This is a genomic window from Alishewanella sp. HL-SH06 (genome assembly GCF_052656265.1).
On the sequence record NZ_CP199752.1, the window covers coordinates 2,994,921 to 3,021,080 of the forward strand.

Genomic DNA, 26,160 nt, shown 5'->3' on the forward strand with positions numbered 1-26,160 from the left:
GTTAGAAATCGAAGCTATCGCCTTTCGCCGGAATTTGCGAAGCAATACCGAGCTCGGCTAACTTTTCTTGTAAAACCAATTGCGCCTCAGGCTCACCATGGATTAAGTAAAAGTCGGGTTGACCCGTAATGGCTTTAGCCCATGCTAATAACTCGCTTTGCCCTGCATGAGCCGAAAAGCCGCCAATAGTATGTACATTAGCTTTCACCACGATATCTTGCCCAAACATTTTCACACGTTTTTCGCCGTCAACCAGTCGCCGACCTAAAGTACCTCGGGCTTGAAAGCCGATAAAGATAAGGTGATTGGTATTTTTCCAGAGGTTATGTTTTAAGTGGTGCACAATACGACCACCATTACACATACCGCTTCCCGCAATAATAATCGCTCCTTGGCTGATCCGATTAATTGCCATCGAATCTTCAACGGTTTCTGATAATTTCAAAATCGGCAGTAATTGTTGTAGCGTCATGCCCGGTTTGTAACCAATTTTATCTAAATCGGCTTGATCAAGGCGATGCAAGTACTCGTTATAGATCTTGGTAATGCTAATGGCCATTGGGCTGTCTAAAAACACCATACGTTGCTTTAAACGGCCTTGTTTAAAGAGCAAGGCGAGATAATACAAAATCTCTTGCGAGCGCCCTAAAGCAAACGCGGGGATAAATACATTACCATTTTCGTTATAGGCTTGTTCAAGTGCTGCAGCAAGTTCTTCAATGGTATCGGCTAGCGGTTGGTGGTCACGATTTCCATAAGTACTTTCCATTAACACGATATCAGCTTGACCAATATCCGTAGCCGGCGGTAACAGCACCGTAGCAGGGTTGCCAAGATCGCCAGAAAACACCAACTTGCGCATGGCTTGCTTTCCCTTCAACCACAGTTGCACAATGGCAGAGCCTAAAATATGCCCCGCATCAGCAAACTCCAGCTCTACGCCATCGAGCGGGAAACCGCGTTTGCTGTAGGGTAACTCCACAATCAAGTCCACCACACGCTCGACATCCTTTACCGACATCACCGGCGATTGTGGCTTTTTACCCGCACGCACCGCTTTTTTATTTTGCCATTCCAAATCTTTTAAATATAAGTTAACCGAATCTTTCAGTAGCACCGGTAAAATATCAGCCGTGCCCGGTGTACAGTAAATTTTGCCTTGAAACCCTTTAGAGATTAACAAGGGTAATAAACCACTGTGATCGATGTGTGCGTGAGATAACACCACCGCATCAATGTCTTTGGCATTAAAAGGAAAACGAAACTTGTGCCATTCCTTAACCTGATCATGGCCTTGTACCATGCCACATTCGAGTAATAGCTGCTGGTGAGGTAACTTGATCAGATAACAGGAGCCGGTGACTTGTTGAGCAGCACCGATGAAGGTCAAACTGGCATTAACTGGCATGACTGTGTTCCTCTTGTTCTTGTTGGGATGTCGGCCCTTCTGTTGTGGTAAGTAGCGCACCTAACGAGAGCATGGCTTTGGTCAGTTGTTGATTAAAGCGGCGTAATTCCGCAATTCGTAACAGCTGATCGCCACCATTGTCGGTACTCACGCGTTCGGTCAGTACCAATAGATACAATTGTTCTTTAATTTTATGGCGTTGTTTCATTAAATCCCGATAGCAACTGCGCACTTTGGCTGCATCTTCTGGCCAATGCGCCTGTTGTAATTGTTGCCATAACGTTTGCTCCGGCATAAACGCAGTCGCATTGCTGGTTAATTGCTTAGCAAGCTGCGGTAGCAATTGAATCGTCATTTCTAAGCGCATTTGATTTTTAATAAGTTCATTTAACGCTTTAGACTCGGCGGCGGACAATTTACTTTTACCCAATTTTAATAAATAACCGTTCAGCTCGGTTTGTAATTGCTTGATGTTATTTAAGCCCGCGCTGGTTTGAGGTGTATCAGCATGCAACATCAAGGCTTGCTGACTAATCAGTTGGCCAACATGCAGTGTTTCCATAATCAAACTTTTAATCGCAACCGACGGAATACTTAAACTAGACGCATCTAACATGCGTAATTGACCGGGGCTGTGCTGTCGAAAACGGCCATTTAAAAAAAGCACCAAGCGAGTGGTTAAAGGCCACATTAACAGAACACCCAGCACATTAAATAGCGTATGAAACAAGGCCAAGCTGATGGCGGGGTTTGGGTCGTGAAATAACGCCTGCTGCAGTTGCAAAATAAGCCATAACAAAGGGCTGATCAGCAATACCGCAACCACACCGGTTATCACATTAAAAATTACATGCAATAGCGCTAAGCGTTTAGCCTGTGCCGTGGCCGCTAAAGTTGACATGATGGCGGTTGAAGTGGTGCCAAGGTTAGCCCCAATAACAAAAGCCGCCGCTAACGACAACGGAAGAACACCCGCAGAAACTGCGGTAATCACTAAGGCAATCACCGCTATTGACGCTTGCATTAACACACTTAATAACGTGCCTAATGCCACCCCTAACAATATGCCCCATAAGCCCCATTGGCTTAACGCTGAAAATTCAATATCGAGAAAAACAGCATTAAAACCTTCTTTTAAAAAACCCAGCCCTAAAAAGAAAAAACCGAAGCCGACTAACGCCTCACCCACGCCTTGCTTTTTTACTGTCTTCGTAAACAGTTTAAGCATGGCGCCTAGGCCGACCAAGGGTAACGCAAACACTTCTATCTTAAATTGTAGACCAATTAGCGCCACAAACCAGCCCGTTAATGATGTCCCCACATTACTGCCGTAAATGACAAAGGCAGCATTTTGCAAAGATAAAATACCCGCATTAACAAAACCAATGGTGGTAATGGTGATGACCGTTGAGGATTGCACCGCAACCGTAGCCGCCGTGCCAAACACTAAGCCTTGCCAAGGTTTGGTGGTCCAACGTTGTAAAAACTGCATTAATGCTGGCCCAGCTGCCGTTTTTAGACCTTTACTAAGCCAGTCCATCCCTAACAGTAAGATCCCTAGCGCACCAAAGGTTACTAAAATATCTGACCACATAACTGTCCTAATTTTTTTATTTGTTATAACACCACTTTAACTTGTTCGCGCGGTACTATGTGTACTCTTAACAGAAAATAATTTTTCCTCAGGGGTTTTCAGTATGTCGGAAAACAGTACCTTATATAAACGCCATTTTGCAAGCGCTCAAGAATCATTAGATGCGATTACGCAATTACAAGATCATAATTCCTTTAAGCTCGCCTTCGCTGACAATGGTTTTTTAATGCAAGACGAGCTGCGCCATGTTCGTCTGCAGTTAGAATATTTAAAACCACAGATGGTACTTGAGCAGCACGGCATTAATGCCACTATCGTCGTATTTGGCAGTGCCCGTTTTCTGTCACCGAGTGTTGCAGCAAGTCAACTGGCAGAGGTTCAACAACGCTATGCGGGGCAAGAACATACCGCTGAGGCTGTGAGTGCACTGCAGCAAGCGCAACGCGATGTGAGAAACAGTCAGTACTATGCAGCCTCGCAAGCATTTGCTCGCATCGTCACCACTCACAATGGCAAGCATCCCGCAGCAGGCTTAATGATTATCAGCGGCGGCGGCCCAGGCGTGATGGAAGCCGCCAATCGCGGGGCGATGGATGCAAATGGTAAAAGCATTGGTTTAAATATTGTTTTACCCAAAGAGCAACATCCAAACCCCTATATCACGCCTGAGCTGTGTTTCCAGTTTCACTATTTTGCCATCCGCAAAATGCACTTTTTACAACGTGCGCAGGCTTTAGTGGCCTTTCCGGGGGGCTTTGGCACTTTGGATGAGCTGTTTGAAACCCTGACACTGATTCAAACGCGTAAAGCCAAACGCGTACCGGTAATTTTATACGATAAAGCGTTTTGGCAGCGTTTAATCAATTTTGACATGCTGGCAGAAGAAGGCTTAATTAGCCCAGAAGATCTCGAGTTAATACAGTTTGTAGATACACCCGAGCAGGCGTGGGAAATTATCTATCATTTTTATGGTCTGGCTAACACAGAAACATAAACCCAGCGCTTGCTCGCTGGGTTCATTAGCAATTTACTGCTGTTACCTTTAGCTGCGACCATCCGCGGCTTTTTGTAACAGCTGCTTGCTTTCGTGCAAAAACTGCCCGGCTAAATCACCAAAAAATTGTTGCCCTTTGGCAAATTCGGCCATCAAACCGGCTTTATCATTGGCTTGCAACAAGGCTAATAACTGACCAAAACGCTGCTGATAGCGTGATAATAGGCTAGCAACATCACTAGATGACAGCATAATATCGGCATATAACTCGGCATTTTGTGCAAACAAACGGCCAATCATTGCCAACTCTAACCGATAAATGGGTGAGCTCATGGCCAGCAGCTGCTGCAAATCCGCTTTTTCTTCGGCTAGATGTACGCCATAAACCAAAGATGAGAAGTGACGCATCGCTTGGATCAGTTGCATAGCACTGTCATGCGCAGCGGCCTGTTCCTCGGCGAGTTCTGCACCCCATACCGTTAATTGTTGTAGTAACCATTGATATTGCTGTTCAGCACGGCCGTGACAGACCACCACCACTTGCTTCACTAAATTCGTAATATCCGGGCCGAACATCGGATGTAAACCCACGACAGGCCCGGCATGCTGCGTCAACATCGCTTGCAAGGGCTTGTCTTTAATACTGGTTAAGTCTGCTAGCACACAATCGCTTGGCAAAGTCGGTAATTTTGCAATCAACTGCGCCGTTAAGGTGATGGGCACCGCCATTAACACCAAGGCTGCATCAGCACATAAGCTGGCGGCTTCTGGCCAATCCTGTTGCTCTAACACGACCACTTGATAGCCAGAACGCGCAAATAAACTGACAAAACGCGCACCGAGCGCCCCAGCACCACCGACCACTACAACTTTACCACCGCCTTGGCGACAACAAACAAAGCTGATGTCTTGTGTGGCATAAGATTCGCGCATGATGCGCCGCAGCACATCTTCAACCAGTTCGGGCGAGACCTGCTCGGCAATAGCTTGCTGGCGACGTGCCGTTAACAGTTCATGCTCGCGCTCAGGTACGTATACCGGTAAGGCGAAATGCTGCTTCACCTGCCCGACCTGCGCAGTCACTTTAGCGCGTGCCGCTAATAGCCTGACCAGTTCAGCATCAATAGTATCGATTTGCTCGCGCAACGGTTGCAGTGCTTGTTGTGCATGATTAACGGCCGTCATCTGATCTACGCCACCGCTTGCAACGGCAACATTTGCTGATGCAAACTTGCTAACAAGGTTTCTGTTGTTGCCCAATCAATACAGGCATCGGTGACTGACACACCGTAATGCTCGGCTTTACCGGCGATTAAATCTTGCCGCCCTGCTGATAAATGACTTTCTAGCATTAAACCAATAATGGCATCATTGCCAGCTAAACGCTGCGCCACGACATCAGCGGCCACGAGCGGTTGTCGATTATGGTCTTTGTGCGAATTGCCATGACTGCAGTCGACCACTATACCGCGTGGTAATTTTAATTTATCAATTTTTTGTAAGACATCTTGAATGCTGGCTGCATCGTAATTTGGCGCGCTGCCACCACGTAAAATGATATGCCCATCCGGATTACCGGCGGTTTGCACCAAGCTCACTTCACCTTTTTGGTTAATACCAAAGAATGTGTGGCCGCTAGCGGCAGATTGCAGCGCATTGAGCGCTACATTTAAACTGCCATCGGTACCATTTTTAAAACCCACAGGCATCGACAAGCCACTGGCCATTTCACGGTGCGTTTGCGATTCCACGGTGCGGGCCCCAATCGCCGCCCAGCTAATTAAATCAGACATATATTGTGGGCTGATCGGATCGAGCGCTTCGGTTGCAACCGGCAATTCTAAATCGGCCATTTTTAGAAGCAATTCACGGCCCCAAGTTAAGCCGGTTTCTAAATCAAAGGAGTCATCAAGATGCGGATCGTTAATAAAGCCTTTCCAGCCCACTGTGGTACGTGGTTTTTCAAAGTACACGCGCATCACAATATATAAACTATCTTGGTAAGCTAGCTGCAGTGCTTTAAGTTTATGTGCATATTCCATCGCGGCAACGGGATCATGGATAGAACATGGCCCGGTCACCACCAGTAAACGTTTATCATGGCCATGAATAATGTTAGCAATATCAGTGCGTGCTTTCGCAATAAAATCTAAACCTTGAGCTGATAGTGGCAACACTTTCTTTAACACAGCAGGTGAGATCAGGGGTTTCTGGGCGACGATACGCAAATCATCAACAATCATACTCATTTAACGGTGCTCCTGTAGCGGTATGAGTCACGGGCAGTAAATTAGCATAGATAATAATATCGTTGCCCGCTGACCTAAAATTAGGTGTAAATATTAATTTACACATCGTATTTTTTAAATTACATATTTCGCAGTTTACGGATAGACGGCTACAGCGTCAAGCTTGCAAACCAATAAAATTGCCACTTAGACTGAAATGCAACATAAAAACACACTGTAAACTTTTAAATACACAGCAATAGATCGCAGCATAAAATCAGGCTTTAGCATAGCAACACTGCAGCAAACCAACACTTGCCGCGGTGTTGCAACCCCTTTTAAAAGAGCAATTTAGCGTTAGAAGCGGGTCAACAGCTTTTTATAAGCAAGCGTAATGCGGACGAAGGCTTGTTGATCACCTCCGCGATCGGGATGATGTTTTAAGGATTGTTTGCGAAAGGCTTTTTTTAATTCTACTTGAGAGCAAGGCCATTGTAGGGCTAATAAACGCAAGGCTTCATCATCGGACAGTTTTACGTCTGGTGGGCTAAGATAACGCTGTTGATAAAACTGCCAAAACTGATTTAGGCGCTCCGTCAGCCCCATTGGTGTCATCCGCCAATAATTTTGCCACTCGGCATAATAGGCCGCTTTCGTGTCAGGCGTTGCCGGTAAGGCGTCTTGCCATGGCAAAATTTTAATCCGCGCTAAACCAATTTCAATATGTGCTGTTTCATTGGCAGCCCAACGCGCAGCGATACGATAAAGTAAATGGTATAACACAAAATGCACTTGAAATAACGCAAGTTGGCTATCGGCAACTTGGCTAAAAGATTTAAGCTTGAGCAGACTTAAGAGTTGTTGCTCGGTAATGTCACCATAACGACGAGACAACAGGGTTTCCAGTTCTTGTTCTAACTGTTGTAAGGCTTGCTGACTAATCGGCGGTTGCGCGGTGTGGGTAATAGACATAAAAAAAGCCGGCATAATGCCGGCCTCAAATTGCTTAGTTAAGCTTTTCGCGGATACGCGCTGATTTACCTGAACGATCGCGTAAGTAGTAAAGCTTAGCACGGCGAACTGCACCACGACGTTTCACGGTGATGCTATCGATCATTGGGCTGTGCGTTTGGAATACACGCTCAACACCTTCGCCGTTAGAAATTTTACGGACGGTGAAGGCTGAATGCAGACCACGGTTACGCTTGGCGATAACTACGCCTTCGTAAGCCTGCAGACGGCTTTTGTCGCCTTCTTTAACTTTAACTTGAACCACTACAGTGTCACCTGGAGCGAATGCTGGAACGTCTTGTTTCAACTGTTCCTGTTCAAGTTGTTTGATGATGTTTTGGCTAATTTTGCTCATAACAATCTCACTTTACCTGGAATTAACTATCTTGTAGCTGCAACGCCTGGTGTTCCTGTTGGAATTCAGCCAGTAACTTGCGTTGCTCCTTAGTCAGAGCCAGGGAATTTAACATATCCGGCCGTCTTAACCAGGTTCTACCAAGAGCCTGCTTTAGACGCCAGCGTCTAATTTCATTGTGGTGTCCGCTCAGTAAAACTGCCGGCACCTGTTTGTCTGCTAACACCTCAGGGCGCGTATAATGAGGACAATCTAACAGACCAGTTGCAAACGAATCCTGCTCTGCCGATAAATCATGCCCTAGTACACCAGGTACTAAACGCGATACGGCGTCAATTAACACCATCGCAGGCAACTCGCCCCCACTTAATACGTAATCTCCAATTGACCATTCAGCATCAATTTCGGTTTCTATTACGCGCTCGTCAATTCCTTCGTAGCGGCCAGCTACTAATAGTAACTTCGAGTGTTTTGCTAATTCAGCCACACCTTGTTGGTCTAACTTGCGACCTTGCGGTGACAAATAAACCGTGTGCACCTCACCACCAGCAGCCAGTTTAGCGGCGCGAATAGCTTCGGTTAAAGGCTGAACCATCATTAGCATACCTGGACCACCGCCATAAGGCCGGTCATCCACTGTTCGATGCTTGTCCGTAGTAAAATCCCGCGGATTCCAGCAATCTAAAGTGATTAACCCTTGCTTTACCGCACGGCCGGTTACCCCATATTGCGTAATTGCCTGAAACATTTCTGGAAAAAGTGAGACAACGCCCACCCACCTTTGTTGTTCCTGCATTAAAACGCGGGGTCCCAGTCTACTAACATTTGCTTTGCAGTTAAGTCTACCTGTTTTACAACAGTATCGTTAAGATAAGGAATTAACCGTTCACTCTTGCCAAATGCATCGGTCCGATTGGCTTTCACCACTAACACATCGTTAGATCCGGTTTCCATTAAGTCAGTCACTTCGCCCAAGTTATAGCCTTGCACATTCATTACGGTCAGCCCCATTAGGTCTTTCCAGTAATAATCGCCGTCTGCCAGTGCCGGTAAGGCATTAACAGGAACCGCGATATCGGCATTAACGTATAACTGCGCTTGATCTCGATCATTAACATCAGTCAGTTTGGTAATTAAACCGTTACTGTGCCGTTTCCAGCTACTGATCTGCACAGGCTGCCAGCTACCCTGAAATTTAACTTGCCAGGGTGTGTAATCAAAAATCCCTTCCGGGATATCCGTGTAAGAGTTAATTTTCAGCCAGCCATTGATACCGTAAACGGCGCCAAATTTGCCAAGCACAACAAAATCTTTTTCACTCAACAGTGACAACTCCACACGCTTTGCTAATTAAGCTACTGCTTTCTTAGCTGTTTTTACCAGATTGGTTACGCGATCACTTAATGAAGCACCTTGTGCTACCCAGTGGTCAACGCGATCCAGGTCCAGACGCAGTTTCTCTTCAGTACCGCTTGCGATTGGGTTAAAGAAACCCACGCGCTCAATAAAGCGGCCGTCACGAGCAAAACGGCTGTCCGCTACCACAACTTGGTAAAATGGACGCTTTTTCGCGCCACCACGTTGTAAACGAATAGTTACCATACCGTCCTCTAATTTTAATCGTTCAGGTTTTAAAAAATAACAAAACCCCCAGACAGGCTGGAGGGCTGCTGCATTGTACGGATTTCTGGCTTGAATGCAAGGCATTTCATGGCCAAGCGCTCCGTAACGCCAGAGTTAGCGTGGCGGTAACATACCCGGAGGTAATTTGCCCCCCATACCACGCATCATCTTCATTAAACCGCCTTTACCCGACATTTGCTTCATCATCTTCTGCATTTGGGTAAATTGTTTCAGTAGCTTATTAATGTCCTGTACTTCAGTGCCCGAGCCGGCGGCAATGCGCTTTTTACGCGAGCCTTTTAATAAATCCGGAAACTCGCGCTCTTTTGGCGTCATGGAATTAATAATGGCTTCCATCCGCACAAATTGTTTTTCATCTAGCTGCCCTGCGGCACCCGCTGGTAAGTTTTTCATACCTGGGAGTTTATCCATTAACGACATCATGCCACCCATGCTTCGCATTTGGACTAACTGTTCACGGAAATCTTCTAATGAAAAGCCTTTGCCTTTCATCATTTTTTGCGCCATTTTTGCCGATTTTTCTTTATCGACTTTTTGCTCTAGCTCTTCAATGAGACCGAGCATATCGCCCATACCCAAAATGCGCGAGGCGATACGATCAGGATGAAAGGGCTCTAAGGCATCGGTTTTTTCACCCATACCGATAAACTTAATGGGCTTACCGGTAATATGACGGATCGATAAAGCCGCACCACCGCGCGCATCACCATCCGCTTTGGTTAGGATCACACCAGTGAGTGGCAAGGCTTCATTAAAGGCTTTTGCAGTGTTTGCGGCATCTTGGCCTGTCATCGCATCTACTACAAACAAAGTTTCGATCGGTTTGACCGCAGCGTGTAACGCTTTGATCTCATCCATCATCTCACTATCAACGTGCAAACGACCGGCGGTATCCACTAACAACACATCGAACATGCGCGTTTTTGCATGGGTGATGGCCGCATTAACAATGCTGACCGGCGCTTGTGAAATGTCACTGGGGAAAAACTCAACGTTAATCTCTTTTGCCAGTGTTTCTAACTGTTTGATTGCCGCAGGACGATACACGTCAGCCGACACCACCAGAACTTTTTTCTTTTTACGCTCGGTTAAAAACTTGGCTAATTTGGCGACGGAAGTGGTTTTACCTGCACCTTGTAAGCCCGCCATTAAAATCACCGCTGGCGGTTGGGTATTTAAGGCTAATTCTTGATTCGCCTCACCCATCGCTTCTTCAAGCGCCTTGCGCACAATCTTCAGGAACTCTTGACCCGGTGTCAGGCTTTTGCTGACTTCTAAACCAACTGAACGCTCTTTAATTTGATTAATAAAATCTCGTACCACGGGCAAAGCCACATCGGCCTCTAACAGCGCCATCCGCACTTCACGCAAGGTTTCTTTAATATTGTCTTCAGTAAGACGGCCGCGGCCACTGATATTTTTAAGTGTGCGACTTAAACGATCTGACAGGTTTTCGAACATAACAGTTACCCGTATTCATGAATTGGGCCGATTATAGCGCACAGCAACGGCTACGTCAGCATTGAGATCTTTTGTTCGCATAGCAAAGGGAGATGCTGGGCATTCGCAAAAACTTCCCATACAATAGCCCATATAATGCTTTAAAGGAGTTAATTGAATGGCCATGATGTTACCTGGACTGGCGCTGCTGGCATATCTGATTGCTACCGTTGCAATACTGGCGCGTTTGTTCCACCCAACAGGCCCGAACTTTAAGCTCGTGTTTAGCACGGCAACACTGGCCATCGTGTTGCATATGCTCACTCTAGCCGGTGCCATTTTTACTGGCGCGGGGCAAAACTTCAGTTTGCAAAATGTGAGCTCGTTAATGTGCTGGTTGATATCGCTGTCCGTTACGCTAACCTCACTTCGCACACCCGCCATTTTACTGCTGCCGTTAGTTTATGGCTTAACGGCCATTACGTTACTAGTCACCATGCTGTTACCGGCCAGCGTGCAGTTGCAACATTATGAGTTAAATCCTGGTTTAATTAGTCATATCGCATTGGCGTTTATCGCCTATGTTACTTTATTGATGGCTTCTTTGTATTCTATTCAGGTGTCTTATATTAGCCATAAGTTAAAACATAAAGATTTTTCCGGTGTAACGCGCTACCTTCCACCTCTAATGCAAGCAGAAAAATTACAATTTCGACTGCTCGCTGCTGGTACAGTATTGTTGGCTGCAGCATTAATAAGCGGAATTCCGTTTACAACACATTGGCTTGAACACAAAACTCTGTTAAGTTCGCTAGCCTTGTGCGTTTTTGTGGTATTGTGCTGGGGCCATGCACGCTTAGGCTGGCGCGGAAAAACAGCGATATCGCTGACACTAACGGGCATTTTTTTACTAACGTTGGCTTACTTTGGCAGCCGATTCGTAAAAGAGGTCTTGTTAGGTTAACTGTTAAACCCTGATTATGTTTGGCAACAAAGGTAACTGATTCTTGGACGCTATCTCGACTAGCACACTCTTTATTATTTTGGGTGTCTTGCTTGTTCTCTCTGCTTTCTTCTCTGGTTCTGAAACCGGAATGATGTCAGTAAACCCCTATCGCCTTAAACACCTCGAAAATGAAAATAACAGTGGCGCAAAACGCGTCAGCAAACTGCTAAAACGCCCTGATCGGTTAATCGGTTTGATCCTGATTGGCAATAACCTTGTCAATATTGCCGCAGCCACCGTTACCACACTCATAGGTCAACGACTCTATGGTGATTTGGGTCTAGCCATTGCCCCTGTCGCGTTAACACTCGTGGTGTTGATTTTTGCTGAAGTCACACCGAAAACGCTGGCAGCCTTATATCCTGAGCGCGTAGCTTTTCCTGCCTCGATTATTTTAAACGTACTGTTGAAGATTTTTTATCCGTTTGTTTACCTGCTAAATAAAGTCACCAACGGTTTATTAAGCTTAATGGGCGTTAGCCCAGAAAAGCATCGTGGTAATAGCTTAAGCGCAGAAGAGTTACGAACTGTAGTGCATGAAGCGGGGGCGTTAATTCCTGAGCAGCACCAAAGCATGTTAGTGGGTGTGTTAGATCTAGAAAATGTCACCGTTGAAGATATTATGGTGCCGCGTAATGAGATCCTGGGTATCGACTTTAATGACGACTGGAAAGACATCATGCGTCAGCTCGGAAATGCGCAACACAGTCGCCTTCTGCTGTACCGTGATAGCATTGATGATGCGCTAGGTTTTATTCACCCACGCGATTTGGTGCGCTTACTACTCAAAGAACAATTAAACAAAGCGTCCTTACTGCGCTCGGTACATGAAATTTACTATATACCGGAAGGTACAGCACTGAATACTCAGCTACTAAAATTTCAAAGTACCAAAGAGCGTATCGGATTAGTGGTTGATGAATATGGCGACATCCAAGGATTAGTGACACTTGAAGATATATTGGAAGAAGTCGTTGGTGAATTTACTACCGATGTGGTTGAAGATAGCCACGAAGAAATAGTGAAACAACCTGACGGTTCTTATTTAATTGACGGCACTATAAACTTACGCGATCTGAACAGACAGATGCAGTTAGAATTCCCCACTGATGGCCCTAAAACCTTAAACGGCTTGTTATTAGAGTACCTTGAGGAAATTCCGCAAGGCAGTTTAAGTGTTAAACTGGCGGGTTATCCGATAGAGATTATTGATGTGCACGACAATATGATTAAAACAGTCAGATTGCTGCTTCAGCGTTAAACCAAGCCATATTGCAATTATGGCTTAACCAAATAGCCAACGGCTAAGCCAGCCTCGCTTTAAATCCTTTTCACAGCCTTGAAGCTGCAAATGATAGATATTAGCTCGCTGCTCGACTTGGAGGGCTGTATTTTGCAACCACGCTTTGCTGCGATAGGTACCGCGCCGATACCCACCCCAGCCTTCATGGTAATTCAAATACAAGGCATAGGCGTCATGCTTCGATACTTTGTTAACCCGATGCGTTTTATCAACATACCAACCAATAAAATCCACAGCGTCATCAAAATCACTACGACTGGCAAAATACCGGCCGGTGTCCTTTAAGTAGTCGTCCCAAGTATCGCTTTTGGCTTGTGAATAACCATAAGCTGAACTGCCTCGTCCATAAGGGATAAAGCCGAGGAAATAACGCATTGGCGGCTTGGCATTGTGTTTAAAGCGGCTTTCTTGATACATAAAACTGATGGGTACTGCGATAGGCATGCCCCACTTATCGCTGGCTTTGGCAGTTGCCTGATACCAGTCACGGTGTTCGCCAAAAATTTCACAGATATTAGATTGATCGCGCGGTGGCGGCGTAGCGCACCCCGAAATAATCATCGCTAAACTGAGTAACATCAGCAGCTTATTTTTTTTTGAATATTTTTGAACTATCGGCATCGGTTTGATTCTAACAGTATGAATGGATTCAACCAAGTTTTTGTTTTCCCTGGATTCTCCTTCACGGCTACTTTTGGTAGCCGTTTTTTTTGCCCTGCAATTAAACTCAGCGCGACAACGAAACTGTTAATGGTCTTGCTCACAAGCCGGTACTTCTGCAAAATATTGCTGAATATACTCAGCAAAACTGATGTCATCTGCGGCTTCAATATCAGCTTGTCGTTGCAATGAATCACTGCTGGCGGCGGTAAACTGCGCCTCACTGTATTGTTGATATGGCTCGCTGATGAGTTGCTGGCGATATTGCTCGGCTAATTCCAACATATAGCGGCCATTATCTTTGCGCTGACTAATTAAATGATTCAGCACTTTGCCAGAAAAGGTTTGTGCGGGATCCAATAACGACAGGTAGTAATGACGCAAAGCTCCTTGATAACGCTCGGTCTGATAGGCTTCATCTAACCAGGCGGCAATCGGCATCATATCTGCAAAAAGCTGCTCGGCCCAATCTTGCATTAAGCGAGGTTGACCCTCTTGTAATAATTCTAAGTTGATACGACGACCGTCCGTGACCACTTTTTTCAAGTTTTGCTCTGTAACCGTTTGCTCTGCTGCCGATAGCGCTGGGCTATCTTCTAACAAGCAATACACCAAGAACACATCGAGAAAATGCATTTGCTCAGCGGAAATACCTACCGCACTGAAGGGGTTAACATCTAACGCACGCACTTCAATATATTCAACACCGCGTTTAGCGAGTGCACAGGTAGGTCGCTCACCCGACTCCGTGGTTCGTTTTGGCCGGATTGTCGAGTAAAACTCGTTTTCGATTTGCAGCACATTGGCATTTAATTGCTGATATTCGCCCGCCACTTTCACGCCAATATTTTGATATTCCGTTGAAGGTTGGCTTACCGCGGCATGCAAACCGCTAATGTATTCAGGCAAATTGTTATAAGTAATATTTAAGCTCGATTGTGCACTATTGGTATACCCCAGATCACTCATGCGCAACGAAGTCGCATAAGGTAAGTACAAACTGCCTTTACCTAAAGGCTGAAACGCATAACGCGATTGCCGATCTTCTAAAAACGATTTGCACAGTGCCGGAGACGCGCCAAATAAATACACTATGAGCCAAGCATAACGCTTGTAGTTGCGTATTAACGCGAGATATTGTTCAGAGATAAAATCCTGACTAGGCGTGTTATCACCTTCTAAGGCTTGATACGCTTGCCAAAAGCTCTGTGGTAAAGAGAAGTTGAAATGCACACCGCTGATCGCTTGCATCATGCTGCCATAGCGATTTTTTAAACCTTGTCGATATAAGGTTTTCATACGACCGACATTAGATTCGCCATAATAGGCCAAAGGAATTTGATCTTGTTCAGCGATATAGCAAGGCATACTGGCTGGCCAAATCCGCTCGGAGCCTAATTGACGCATGGTAAAACGATGAATATCCGCTAATTGTTGCAAGGTAACATCGATATCGGCTTGTGCTGGGGTAATAAACTCTAGCAACGACTCAGAGAAGTCGGTAGTGATCCAAGGATGCGTTAAGGCTGAACCTAAGGCTGCAGGATGTGGGCTTTGTGATAGAGAGCCATCTTCATTAACACGTAAACACTCACGTTCAATACCACGCTTGATACCGACAATAGAGGCCAAATGGCCGTTTTCTTTAAGTGCGTTTAAGCGTTGTGTAATACTAGAAGCCAAAGTAAATCCTTAATAAACTAAATATCCCCCAGATTTTGGGGGATATGGATTAAAACTCAACCATGCCTTGCTAAATAAAGAACAACGAAACTCATCATTGCCCTAAAATGTCTCGACATACTTATTCTGGCTTTTTCTGCTCAGTGCTGGTTGGTTCGCTGTTGGTTTTTTGTTCATCTAAAAAGTCAGCGTCATCAGAGTCACCTACTACGTGCTCTAATTTTAATTTGCGTACACTTCTAAAGGTGGTTATAGGGCCTGAACAGGCATAGACCAAGAAAATCAAAAACAACATTTGTGCTGGTTTAGCCGCAATCACGACAAAGATGACAACCACTAACAATATGGTTAAAAACGAAACGCGATCACGCCAATTTAGGTTTTTAAACGAATTAAAGCGGAAATTACTCACCATAAGAAAACCGCAAGCGATGGTAATGAGGCCGACAACATAGCCAAATTTATCACCATCAATTTCATAGGTTGCACCATTCCATACCATGCCGGCTACTAACGCAGCAGCAGCGGGGCTGGCTAAACCTTGGAAGAAACGACCATCGGTCACGCCTAAGTTGGCATTAAATCGCGCTAAACGTAATGCAGCACAAGCTACGTAAATAAAGGCCGCAAGCCAACCAAACTTACCTAAATCAGCTAACGCCCAGTTGTAGGCAACTAAAGCTGGAGCGACACCAAACGCCAGTAAATCAGACATACTATCGTACTGCGCACCGAACTCACTTTGAGTATTGGTTAAGCGTGCAACTCGTCCATCTAAGCCATCAAAAACCATAGCGATGAAAATAGCGACCGCTGCCGCTTCAAATCTGCCATTCATTGATGATACGATGGCAAAGAAACCAGAGAACAATCCTGCAGTTGTAAGCAGGTTAGGTAATAAATAGATCCCTTTGCGCGGGCCATGTTCATTGTTTTTTAGATCTGTCATAGGGCAACTTCTGAAAAAGAGAATATACTGATTATAAGGGACATAACATAACATGGATAGAACCATGGCAAAAGCGAGTCTTATTTTTATGTTTCTGGTCAGTTTGACTAGTAATACAGCAATGGCACAAACGGTTTATAGCTGGCAAGATGCTCGAGGTGTAACACATTTTGGTCAGCAACCACCACGTGAAGGCAATTACCAGTTGGTCACCGTTCGTACTAATGCCGCCTCACGATCGTCGGTGCGAGACTCACAGGGTAACCCAGTGAGTTCAGAACTTGATCCTATGCTTTGTCAAAAGGCACAAGAACAATTATTGTTATTGCGCAGTGGCCAAGAGTTGTTCACTCAGGATGCAAACAAAAACGAACTTCGTTTACTAACAGAAATGGAGCGCGAGCAACAAACAATGCTCGTCAATTTTGAAATAAAAAGGCGTTGTGCCCCAACGCCTTAATCATATTAACCCTTGTTCGATATGATACAGGGGTTATGCTGCATTCTAGCGATGGCTATGCATGGTAAAAGTTTCCCCGTTATGGTCAATAACCACGGTGCAACCCGGTAAAAAATCACCTTGCAGTAACGCTTGAGCTAGACGATTCTCCAAATGTTGCTGAATAGCACGTTTCAATGGCCGTGCACCAAACAGAGGATCAAAACCCACTTCAGCCAATTTTTGTAACGCAGCTTCGCTAACCTCTAGCAGATAGTCGCGTTGCTGCAAACGTTCAGCCAAACGACCCAACTGAATTTTAGCAATTTGTTGAATTTGTTTATTATCTAGAGGGTGAAACACCACAGCTTCATCCAGTCGATTTAAAAACTCTGGCCGAAATTGTTTTGCCAACACGCCCATCAACATTTCTTTCATCTGTTCATAACTGTATTCTTTATGGTGTTCTTGAATAAGATCAGAACCCAAGTTTGAAGTCATGATAATGACCGTATTTTTAAAGTCGACAGTGCGGCCCTGCCCATCGGTTAAACGGCCGTCATCTAACACCTGCAATAGAATATTAAACACATCGGGATGGGCTTTCTCAACTTCATCAAGCAAAATAACCGAATAGGGTTTACGCCTTACTGCCTCGGTTAAATAGCCGCCCTCTTCATAACCGACATACCCTGGCGGTGCACCCACTAAACGTGATACCGCATGTTTTTCCATAAATTCAGACATGTCGATACGTACCATCGCATCGGGACTGTCGAATAAAAAACGTGCAAGAGATTTTGTTAATTCCGTTTTACCGACCCCTGTCGGGCCTAAGAATAAGAAAGAGCCAATCGGTTTATTCGGATCCGACAAACCGGCTCGTGAACGGCGAATAGCATTGGCGACAGCCGCTATCGCTTCATGCTGCCCCACAACACTTTGATGTAAGGCGCTTTCCATTTGCAGCAGTTTGTCGCGCTCGCCTTCCAGCATTTTACTTACCGGGATCCCCGTTGCTTTTGATAATACATCGGCAATTTCATGCTCGGTTACCCGATTTCGCAACAAGGTCATTTCTTGCATTTCGGCTTGCGATGCGAGATCCAGTTTTTTCTCAAGCTCAGGGATGCGACCATATTGCAGCTCTGACATCCGCTGCAAATCACTGGCACGACGAGCAACTTCCAGGTCTAAGCGCGCCTGCTCCAACTCTGATTTGATATGCTGTGTACCTTGCAATGCGGCTTTTTCAGACACCCAGATCTCATCTAACTCCTTGTAGCTGATGTCTAATTCTCGAATTTGCTCTTGAATAGATTCCCGACGTTTTTTACTGGCCTCATCGGTTTCTTTGGCTAAAGCATTATCTTCGAGTTTTAATTGAATAATACGCCGCTCTAACCGATCTAACTCTTCTGGCTTTGAGTCCATCTGCATACGGATGCTTGATGCGGCTTCATCGATCAAGTCGATAGCTTTATCGGGAAGTTGCCGATCACTCACATAACGATGTGATAAGGTCGCCGCGGCGACAATCGCTGGATCGGTAATCTCTACCGCATGGTGCAATTCATAACGCTCTTTTAAACCACGTAAGATAGCGATGGTATCTTCCACTGACGGCTCATCCACCAGAACCTTTTGGAAACGACGCTCTAAAGCGGCATCTTTCTCAATATATTTACGGTATTCATCTAAGGTGGTTGCGCCAAGACAATGTAATTCACCACGCGCTAACGCAGGCTTTAACATATTACCCGCATCCATTGCACCATCGGCTTTACCGGCGCCAACCATGGTATGAATTTCATCAATAAATAATATGATCTGGCCTTCTTCTTTCGACACATCAGCCAACACGGCTTTTAAACGCTCTTCAAATTCGCCACGGTATTTCGCACCCGCTAATAAAGAGCCCATATCCAAAGACAATACGCGCTTATCTTTAAGCCCTTCCGGTACTTCTTTATTGATAATACGCTGCGCCAGCCCTTCAACAATGGCGGTTTTACCCACGCCCGGCTCACCAATTAACACAGGGTTATTCTTGGTGCGACGCTGTAATACTTGAATACACCGACGGATTTCTTCATCACGGCCAATTACCGGATCTAATTTGCCGGCTTCGGCTCGCGCTGTTAAATCTACCGTATATTTAGTTAACGCTTGACGAGTATCTTCAGCGTTAGCATCTTCAACTTTTTGGCCACCACGGATTTGTTCAATAGCCGATACCACGTTGTCTTTGGTGACACCGAGTAATTTTAAAATACGCCCCAACTCAGACTTATCTTCGGTGGCGGCTAACACAAATAACTCACTGGAAATAAACTGATCTTTGCATTGCTGCGCCAATTTATCGCATTGTTGTAATAACTGCGCGGTGGTACTGGCCAACTGCAAATTACTGGCATCACCTTCTACACGAGGTAATCGCTCAATACTTTGGCTTACTTTTGAGCGGAGTTCATTAAAGTTAATCGCCAGTTTATTCAACAACTCTCGCACCGTGCCGCCTTCTTGGTTGAGAAGAGCAAACATAATGTGCACGGGTTCAATAAATTGTTGATCGCGCCCGACCGCTAACGATTGGGCATCAGCGATAGCTTCTTGGAATTTACTGGTAAATTTATCTAAGCGCATGGTCTAGCTCCTGCAGGCATAAGTATGGGTTGCTGCATATTAAGATTGGGCTAGATTGTGGAATTTTCAAGCAATAAACGTCAAAAAATTGACTTCGATCAGTTTTATGATGAACGACTGAGCCAAATGGCACTGGCCATCCGACCCGTTTGGCCATCACGACGGTATGAATAGAACTGCGCAGTGTCATGATAAGTGCAATAGTTGCCACCAAAAATAGCAGAGACACCATAAGCCTGCAGCCGCAGTCGTGCCAGCAGATATAAGTCAGCCAGATATTTTTCTTTGCCTAAGGGTTTAAAAGCGCTAGCGGCCAGCACATTTTGCTGTACAAAGGCTTGGCGCACCTCAGCACCCACTTCAAAGTGCTTGGGGCCAATGGCAGGGCCTAACCACACCAGTAGCTCACTAGGCTTTGCCTGAAACTGTTGTAAGGTATGCTCAATCACGCCCGATGCTAAACCGCGCCAGCCCGCATGAATGGCGGCCACCTCAGAGCCTGCGTTATTGCATACTAATAACGGCAAGCAATCTGCTGTCATGACAACACAAACTTGCCCAGCTTGCTGGCTAAACGCTGCATCGGCTTGAGGCAATGCCGCATTTAGCACGGCAGTGCTCTCGGTTAAGTGCCATACTTTATTGCTATGAACTTGATCAAGCCAACAAGGCTCTACGGGCATAGCCGCTTGCTGTTGAAACAACGAGCGGTTTCGAGCAACCGTAGCCGCATCGTCCCCAACATGTAAGCCTAAATTTAACCCCTGAAACACCCCCTGCGAATAACCACCGAAGCGAGTTGAGCTAACCGCCTGCACATTAGAAGGTGCAGGCCATGTTGGTTTGAGTAACAAAGGCGTCATTGGCATTTAATGCTTACATTGCGCATTACACAAAATCCAAGCCATGCTGAGCGGTATCAGCACGTAAAGCGGCATTCAGTTGCACCATGTCATCCGGTAAAGGCGCATGCCATTCCAAAATTTGGCCAGTGATGGGATGTGCCAGTTTAAGCATGATCGCATGCAACGCCTGGCGGCGGAAATTACGCATAAACACCAATAAGCTTTCAGCTGCCTGACGCGGGGGACGTGGCCGCCCCCCATACACCGGATCGCCCACTAAAGGATGACTGATAAACGTCATATGCACACGAATTTGATGCGTTCTGCCAGTTTCTAAGCGCAGACGTAACCTAGTATGAGCACGATACTTCTCCATTACCCGGTAATGCGTGACAGCAGGCTTACCGCTTTCAAGCACCGCCATCAAAGTTCTTTTGGTTGGATGCCGGCCAATAGGACGATTAACCGAGCCACCTCCGGTCATGGCACCGTAACAAACCGCTTCATATTCACGGGTAATTTCACGGGCTTGCATGGCTTCAACTAAATGCGTTTGTGCCGGAATGGTCTTGGCAACCACCATTAAACCAGTGGTGTCTTTATCAAGGCGATGCACAATGCCTGCGCGCGGCACTTCACCAATACCTGGGCAATGATGCAATAAAGCATTTAATAAGGTGCCATCCGCATTACCAGCACCAGGGTGAACCACTAAACCCGCAGGTTTATTGATTACTAAAATATGTTCATCTTCAAAAACCACATCTAAAGCAATGGGCTCGGCCAAAAAGCGTTCGTCTTCAGGCAAATCGGCTGTAATATCAATCTGCTCACCTCCGAACATCTTCTGTCTTGGCGTATTGCAAATTTGCTGTTCAACTTGCACAGCATCAGCCAAAATCCACTCTTTTATACGTGAACGTGAATAATCAGGGAACATTTCGGCTAAAACCTGATCTAAGCGTTTACCAAAAAGATGGTCAGGAACGATTTGTGAAAGTTTTATCTGTTTTGTCATGACGGAAGCAGTTATCCTGTGTGCAACCCCTCGATATCTGGGGTAGAATCGCATTAGCGCCTATTTTAACGATTTTACGCTGGACTAGACAGCCATTTAGCTTAAGTAGTAACGGATTTTTACATGAAATTGAAATTTATACTGATAGTTTTGATGTCAATCGCCCTAACGGCCTGTGCTGGCAAACCCAAACCACAGCAAATGACTGCCACACAAACGGCTCAAGGCATGTATCAACAAGCCAAAGAAGTCTTGGATGCGGGCCTTTATAACCGAGCCATTGAATTACTCAAAGGGGTAGAGAGTCGCTATCCGTTCGGCCCATTAGCTAAACAAGTACAACTCGACTTAATTTATGCCCATCATCAAGCTGGCGATATTCCACAAGCGTTAGCCAGCATTGACCGCTTTATTCGGTTAAACCCCAACCAGCCTGATTTAGATTATGTCTATTACATGCGGGGCCTGACCAACTTAAAAGCCGATGAAAATGCGTTTCAAGAGTTTTTTGATATAGAGCGCGCCGACCGTGATTTAAGCAGCACCCGTCAAGCGTTTGATGATTTTAAAATTTTATTAAATAGCTTTCCAAACAGCAAATATGCCGATGAAGCGCGTAATCGCATGTTGGTGATTAAACACAAATTGGCCCAGCATGAATTAATCGTTGCCGATTACTACATGCGCCGTGGTGCTTATCTCGCTGCAGCGAACCGTGGTAAATATGTGCTAGAGTTTTACCGTGATGTACCACAAGTAGAACAAGCTCTCGAAATTATGGTAGAAAGCTATGGCCGCTTGGGTTTAGATAAGTTAAAGCAAGATGCGGAACAAGTATTACGCCTTAACTTCCCGCAAAATAGCAGCATCAAATAACTGAAATATCAAGACATTAACACCTCCGCTACGACGGAGGTGTTTTTTATGCCCCTACCGATGGGTTAAATGGCTTCTAACGCTTCTGCTAACTTACTCACACCGATGACCTGCATACCCTCAATCGGCTCTTTGGGCGCATTCGCTATCGGCACAATAGCGCGACGAAAACCATGTTTTGCCGCTTCACGTAAACGTTCTTGCCCACTCGGTACCGGCCTAATTTCACCCGCCAAGCCGACTTCACCGAATACGACCAAATCATTGGGCAAGGGTTTATCACGAAAACTCGATACCAAGGCCAGCAAAGTCGCTAAATCAGCACTCGTTTCGTTGACCTTAACGCCGCCGACGACATTGACAAACACATCTTGATCGGCCATTTGCAAACCACCGTGGCGATGCATAACGGCCAATAACATAGAAATACGGTTTTGCTCCATACCCAAAGTCACGCGTCTTGGATTATTCAGCGGTGAATAATCGACTAACCCTTGGATCTCGACTAATAATGGCCGCGTTCCTTCCCAAAGCACCATCACAATACTGCCAGATTGATCTTCTTTGCCGCGCGTTAAAAAAATAGCCGAAGGATTTTTCACTTCTTTCATGCCCTGACCGGTCATGGCAAAGACGCCTAGCTCATTTACCGGGCCAAAACGATTTTTATGGCCACGCATAGTGCGATAGCGGCTATCGGTATCGCCATCGAGCATCACCGAGCAGTCAATACAATGCTCAAGTACCTTAGGGCCAGCCAGCGAGCCATCTTTTGTGACATGGCCCACCATAATAATGGCGATGTGATACTGCTTGGCAAAGCGTGTTAAAAAGGCCGCACTTTCTCGAACCTGCGACACACTTCCAGGGGCCGATTGCACATCAGCTAAATGCATCACTTGGATGGAGTCGATAACCATAATGCGGGGCTTTTCTTGCTGCGCTAATTGGCAAATCGTTTCGACATTGGTCTCTGCCAGCATTTTTAACGTGCCCATTGGTAAACCTAAGCGCTGAGCGCGCATCGCCACCTGCTGTAAAGATTCTTCCCCCGTGACGTACAAGGCTCCACCCTGTTCAGCTAAGCCACACATCATTTGTAGTAATAAGGTACTTTTACCAGCACCTGGATGCCCACCGATTAAAATAGCAGAGCCCGGCACAATACCGCCGCCTAACACGCGGTCAAACTCAACAAAGCCAGTACTAAAGCGTGGTACTTCTTGCAGATCGACTTCATCAAGCCGCATCACTTTAGCGACTGTGGTACCGGCATAACCATCCAGCCGAGTATTTTTCGTTTTTACGGCTCCTAGTCTTACTTCAGTAATACAGTTCCAAGCCGAGCATTCAGAACACTGACCTTGCCAGCGCATAAAATCGGCACCACATTCATTACATACGTAGGCGGTTTTTGTTTTTGCCATGATCTTTCCTAATTTGAATAAAAGGCACAGATATTGCTTTTCGAAATAGAACAACGTAGCTTAATCTCATTATAACCCTAAGCTGCCAAAATTTTGGCAACTGAATCAGCTGACTATGACTGCAACCGACTTTAAAGAGCAATCTGGCATTATTGAAAGGATGAAAGGACTGATCAACTCACCCGAGTTTGAGCAGACTTTCGCTAGTCTGTCTGCTAGCCTGCCTAAGTCAAAACAGTTTTTATTAAAAATGGAACTGAAGCGTCTTGCTCAGCCTTGCAACTATTACATTGATTTACGCGGCCATGTTGATGGTGATGTTAAACCTTTTGTCTATTTAGGCAAAACCCATCACCTAGATGATACCGCACGGCAAATCTTTGAAAACGGCGTTAACGATTACGGCCAATACACTATTGGCGTCTACGAAGAAGTCATGAACGCTGACAATAACTTTCGGGTTCGTCATCGTAAAGAAACCGAAGAGCGTGTTCGTAATGCATTAGCACAACGCCGTAATGGTTTGCAGCTGCCCGACCCCACAAACACGCAAGAAAATACCGAGCCAGAAGAAGAAACCAACAACCCGAATAAATTAGTGCAGTTTGGCTATTATATCAGCCGCTGTGAAGAGCGCATGAATTATGGCATTGAAGTAGAAGTCCGCCATGCGGATCAGCGTTTTAGTGCCATGACCACAGATCTGTCTGTTGGTGGTTGTAAATTAAAAATACCAGCGGGGCGGCAAATTGTTGTGGGGGACACCCTCAATTTGGCTTTGCGTGGTTTAGAAAAAGAATTCACCTTGAATTTGCCTAAGGGTTTAACTTATCAAGTCTTAGAAGTGGATGTGCAGGATAAATATAACTATTTGCGATTAAAGCGCTTGAATCCAGAACAAGAAGGCTCGTTTAATCAATTTTTACAGAGTTTTATTCACGGTAATAAACGCCGCTACAAGGTGAATTTAGATAACACCACCGACGCCGTCATTACCAAGGGCTATGAACAATACTATTTGCCGCGAATTAATACTTTACCGGTTTATTTATCTGTTGTTGATGGCCAAGTCAGTAGCCGTTTTTGCCTCACCAGTGATTACAACAAAAGTGTTTGGCATTATTTTTTGGATGAACAGCAACTCTCAGTATTAAGCCATGTACTATCTGCAAAGCGGCTAAAACTGTTGCTGAGCCAGACCTCAACCGAACGCTCCAGTATCTTGTATTGCTTTACTCACGCAGCAAAAGGCAAATTGTATTTTTATGCTGCGACGGATCTTGAACTTGCCGAATCAACCGCTTTGCGTGAGATGTTTTTTGGGTTTGGCGCTGGCAAGCCCAGTTGGCGTGTATTCCATCTTAATTTATTAAAAACTCACGTAAGCCAAAGTATTAATGAATTTGCCATACCCGGCGCGGTCAACACGCAAAAACCGTTCCCCTTGATCGCGGGTATGCTCAAAGACATGCATTATATTGCCGCACTCACTGAAATCAGTTCGGCTGAACATCGGCGTTATTACTCGGCCTATACTTACCAAACTGATAAATTAGCGGCCTTAAATAAATTTGGATTAAGTAAAGCCCTGCAAGCCAAACCCTGTGAAGCGATAGCTATTCATTATATTAATTTACGTGCCGAGTCGCGTTATTTGTATAAAACCACGGTGCTGGTAAGAAACAAACCAGAGCAAGCCCCCATCAGCAGTTTTAGCCGAGACTTTTCCACTGGCGGCCTACAAATTGAATTTAGCCAACCTGTCGATTTTCAAAAAGGCGATATACTGCTCTTTGAATTACCCGATCTACAAAAAATCACAAACAAACATCAATTATCGGGCTTACCTTACGAAGTAATGGCAGTAAGTAAAAGCCGCACCATTATGAATTTGAAAATTGCTCAAACCGATTATCATGTTGGTAAGGCGTTTTTTCAGCAGTTAATTCAAAGTAACCGCAGCAAATTAACTGTGGCCGAAGAAACACCGAAGTACCCTGGCTTATCAGATGCACTGCGCAATATGTATGTTAAAACGCTGAATAACTTTGCGGTTTTTATTCATCGCAAAGGCCTACGCCATGACGTAAATGTGTTAGGCCGTGGCGCCCAGCCCAATGCAATTCATAAGTTGCTGCAACTGTCGCAACAGAGCAGCAAAAGCTTAGACTTTAGTTTATTGACGAAAGAGCACGTGCTAACGCAAGAAGTCGCACATTTTTTAAAGCAAATGAAGCGACATGATCCGTCAAAACAATTTGAGTTGTATATTCGGGTTACCCCGTTAGACAATGGTCAACTGGAGTTCAGTAGCCATTATGATTTTGAGTTTAAGCAAGCGGAAGATCTGCAAATCTTTATTTTAGATGCTATCGAACATCATGTACTGTTTAGTTTTAAACTCTATGTTTCTCGTACCGGTAAGCTTGACTCAGAATATATCGCGAAGGAGATTGGCTATATCAGTGTTTATGCTATACACAAAGCAAAAACGTTAGAGGAAGAGTTGTGGCATGTCGAAGGGGTAGCTGATGGTGTAGAAACCTCTGCAGAGATCGTTGCTCGTTATAATGCGGCTGCCTGCACCGCTCAACAGCAAGCACGCATGGCTATCTTAGCGCGCGATAAATAGCC

Annotated in this window: 23 protein-coding genes; 6 read left to right on the top strand and 17 right to left on the bottom strand. The window is 45.4% G+C overall.

Going from position 1 to position 26,160, the window contains the following annotated elements:
* Nucleotide 1 precedes the first annotated feature (1 nt).
* Both ACUJFK_RS13910 and ACUJFK_RS13915 read right to left on the bottom strand, forming a co-directional pair.
* Nucleotides 2–1,408 carry an MBL fold metallo-hydrolase RNA specificity domain-containing protein gene (locus tag ACUJFK_RS13910; protein WP_306178835.1) on the bottom strand — a complete coding sequence of 469 codons (1,407 nt, stop codon included), beginning with the start codon at nt 1,406–1,408 and terminating at the stop codon, nt 2–4.
* Entirely contained in the window at nt 1,398–3,002 is a 1,605-nt protein-coding gene (locus ACUJFK_RS13915; protein ID WP_445425252.1) for a Na/Pi symporter, read from the bottom strand. The genes ACUJFK_RS13910 and ACUJFK_RS13915 overlap by 11 nt, the downstream gene beginning before the upstream one ends.
* 103 nt (nt 3,003–3,105) lie before the next feature.
* Between ACUJFK_RS13915 and ACUJFK_RS13920 the strand changes: the two genes are divergently transcribed.
* Nucleotides 3,106–3,996 (top strand): LOG family protein, encoded by an 891-nt coding sequence (locus ACUJFK_RS13920; protein WP_445425253.1) that lies wholly within the window; start codon nt 3,106–3,108, stop codon nt 3,994–3,996.
* Between the two features lie 48 nt (nt 3,997–4,044).
* Here the strand turns inward: ACUJFK_RS13920 and tyrA are convergent, their stop codons facing one another.
* The 8 genes from tyrA to ffh all read right to left on the bottom strand — a co-directional run bounded on the left by tyrA (nt 4,045) and on the right by ffh (nt 10,695).
* The gene (gene tyrA / locus ACUJFK_RS13925) at nt 4,045–5,181 is read right to left on the bottom strand and encodes a bifunctional chorismate mutase/prephenate dehydrogenase (RefSeq protein ID WP_306178837.1); all 1,137 of its coding nucleotides are present in this window, start codon (nt 5,179–5,181) and stop codon (nt 4,045–4,047) included.
* 5 nt (nt 5,182–5,186) lie between these two features.
* Nucleotides 5,187–6,239 (bottom strand): 3-deoxy-7-phosphoheptulonate synthase, encoded by a 1,053-nt coding sequence (locus tag ACUJFK_RS13930; protein WP_306178869.1) that lies wholly within the window; start codon nt 6,237–6,239, stop codon nt 5,187–5,189.
* A gap of 342 nt (nt 6,240–6,581) precedes the next feature.
* A complete protein-coding gene (locus ACUJFK_RS13935; RefSeq protein WP_306178838.1) occupies nt 6,582–7,196 on the bottom strand; it encodes a DNA-J related domain-containing protein in 615 nt (204 codons plus the stop codon).
* Between the two features lie 34 nt (nt 7,197–7,230).
* On the bottom strand, nt 7,231–7,590 hold the full coding sequence (rplS, locus tag ACUJFK_RS13940) for a 50S ribosomal protein L19 (protein ID WP_226752018.1): 360 nt from the start codon (nt 7,588–7,590) through the stop codon (nt 7,231–7,233).
* 22 nt (nt 7,591–7,612) lie between these two features.
* A complete protein-coding gene (gene trmD / locus ACUJFK_RS13945; RefSeq protein WP_226752017.1) occupies nt 7,613–8,386 on the bottom strand; it encodes a tRNA (guanosine(37)-N1)-methyltransferase TrmD in 774 nt (257 codons plus the stop codon).
* On the bottom strand, nt 8,386–8,922 hold the full coding sequence (rimM, locus tag ACUJFK_RS13950) for a ribosome maturation factor RimM (protein WP_226752075.1): 537 nt from the start codon (nt 8,920–8,922) through the stop codon (nt 8,386–8,388). The genes trmD and rimM overlap by 1 nt, the downstream gene beginning before the upstream one ends.
* An 18-nt stretch (nt 8,923–8,940) precedes the next feature.
* Entirely contained in the window at nt 8,941–9,192 is a 252-nt protein-coding gene (gene rpsP / locus ACUJFK_RS13955) for a 30S ribosomal protein S16 (RefSeq protein WP_226752016.1), read from the bottom strand.
* A 135-nt stretch (nt 9,193–9,327) separates the two neighbouring features.
* Nucleotides 9,328–10,695 carry a signal recognition particle protein gene (gene ffh, locus ACUJFK_RS13960; protein ID WP_229587918.1) on the bottom strand — a complete coding sequence of 456 codons (1,368 nt, stop codon included), beginning with the start codon at nt 10,693–10,695 and terminating at the stop codon, nt 9,328–9,330.
* Between the two features lie 157 nt (nt 10,696–10,852).
* Between ffh and ACUJFK_RS13965 the strand changes: the two genes are divergently transcribed.
* Together ACUJFK_RS13965 and ACUJFK_RS13970 are read left to right on the top strand one after the other, a co-directional pair.
* Nucleotides 10,853–11,638: a cytochrome C assembly family protein gene (locus ACUJFK_RS13965; protein ID WP_445425254.1), complete on the top strand. Its 786-nt coding sequence runs from the start codon at nt 10,853–10,855 to the stop codon at nt 11,636–11,638.
* 43 nt (nt 11,639–11,681) lie between these two features.
* Nucleotides 11,682–12,941 (top strand): HlyC/CorC family transporter, encoded by a 1,260-nt coding sequence (locus ACUJFK_RS13970; protein ID WP_445425255.1) that lies wholly within the window; start codon nt 11,682–11,684, stop codon nt 12,939–12,941.
* Nucleotides 12,942–12,965: 24 nt separating this feature from the next.
* Here ACUJFK_RS13970 and ACUJFK_RS13975 read toward each other — a convergent pair whose 3' ends face one another.
* The 3 genes from ACUJFK_RS13975 to pssA all read right to left on the bottom strand — a co-directional run bounded on the left by ACUJFK_RS13975 (nt 12,966) and on the right by pssA (nt 16,275).
* Nucleotides 12,966–13,562 carry a transglycosylase SLT domain-containing protein gene (locus ACUJFK_RS13975; RefSeq protein ID WP_445425256.1) on the bottom strand — a complete coding sequence of 199 codons (597 nt, stop codon included), beginning with the start codon at nt 13,560–13,562 and terminating at the stop codon, nt 12,966–12,968.
* A 168-nt stretch (nt 13,563–13,730) separates the two neighbouring features.
* The gene (gene gshA / locus ACUJFK_RS13980; protein ID WP_306178843.1) at nt 13,731–15,326 is read right to left on the bottom strand and encodes a glutamate--cysteine ligase; all 1,596 of its coding nucleotides are present in this window, start codon (nt 15,324–15,326) and stop codon (nt 13,731–13,733) included.
* Nucleotides 15,327–15,447: 121 nt separating this feature from the next.
* Nucleotides 15,448–16,275, bottom strand: a complete 828-nt coding sequence (pssA, locus tag ACUJFK_RS13985) for a CDP-diacylglycerol--serine O-phosphatidyltransferase (RefSeq protein ID WP_229587928.1) — start codon at nt 16,273–16,275, stop codon at nt 15,448–15,450.
* A gap of 64 nt (nt 16,276–16,339) precedes the next feature.
* Here pssA and ACUJFK_RS13990 point away from each other — a divergent pair, with 64 nt between their 5' ends.
* On the top strand, nt 16,340–16,735 hold the full coding sequence (locus tag ACUJFK_RS13990; protein ID WP_226752009.1) for a DUF4124 domain-containing protein: 396 nt from the start codon (nt 16,340–16,342) through the stop codon (nt 16,733–16,735).
* A 45-nt stretch (nt 16,736–16,780) separates the two neighbouring features.
* On the opposite strand, the gene clpB is transcribed toward ACUJFK_RS13990, so the two are convergent.
* The 3 genes from clpB to rluD form a co-directional block, all read right to left on the bottom strand.
* Entirely contained in the window at nt 16,781–19,360 is a 2,580-nt protein-coding gene (gene clpB, locus ACUJFK_RS13995) for an ATP-dependent chaperone ClpB (protein ID WP_445425257.1), read from the bottom strand.
* A gap of 104 nt (nt 19,361–19,464) precedes the next feature.
* The gene (gene pgeF / locus ACUJFK_RS14000; protein ID WP_445426789.1) at nt 19,465–20,223 is read right to left on the bottom strand and encodes a peptidoglycan editing factor PgeF; all 759 of its coding nucleotides are present in this window, start codon (nt 20,221–20,223) and stop codon (nt 19,465–19,467) included.
* Between the two features lie 25 nt (nt 20,224–20,248).
* Nucleotides 20,249–21,223, bottom strand: a complete 975-nt coding sequence (rluD, locus tag ACUJFK_RS14005) for a 23S rRNA pseudouridine(1911/1915/1917) synthase RluD (RefSeq protein WP_306178845.1) — start codon at nt 21,221–21,223, stop codon at nt 20,249–20,251.
* Nucleotides 21,224–21,346: 123 nt separating this feature from the next.
* Here rluD and ACUJFK_RS14010 point away from each other — a divergent pair, with 123 nt between their 5' ends.
* Nucleotides 21,347–22,099: an outer membrane protein assembly factor BamD gene (locus ACUJFK_RS14010; RefSeq protein ID WP_445425258.1), complete on the top strand. Its 753-nt coding sequence runs from the start codon at nt 21,347–21,349 to the stop codon at nt 22,097–22,099.
* A gap of 65 nt (nt 22,100–22,164) precedes the next feature.
* Here ACUJFK_RS14010 and radA read toward each other — a convergent pair whose 3' ends face one another.
* Nucleotides 22,165–23,526 (bottom strand): DNA repair protein RadA, encoded by a 1,362-nt coding sequence (gene radA, locus ACUJFK_RS14015; RefSeq protein ID WP_306178846.1) that lies wholly within the window; start codon nt 23,524–23,526, stop codon nt 22,165–22,167.
* A 115-nt stretch (nt 23,527–23,641) separates the two neighbouring features.
* Here radA and ACUJFK_RS14020 point away from each other — a divergent pair, with 115 nt between their 5' ends.
* Nucleotides 23,642–26,158: a PilZ domain-containing protein gene (locus ACUJFK_RS14020; protein WP_445425259.1), complete on the top strand. Its 2,517-nt coding sequence runs from the start codon at nt 23,642–23,644 to the stop codon at nt 26,156–26,158.
* The last annotated feature ends 2 nt before the right edge of the window (nt 26,159–26,160 follow it).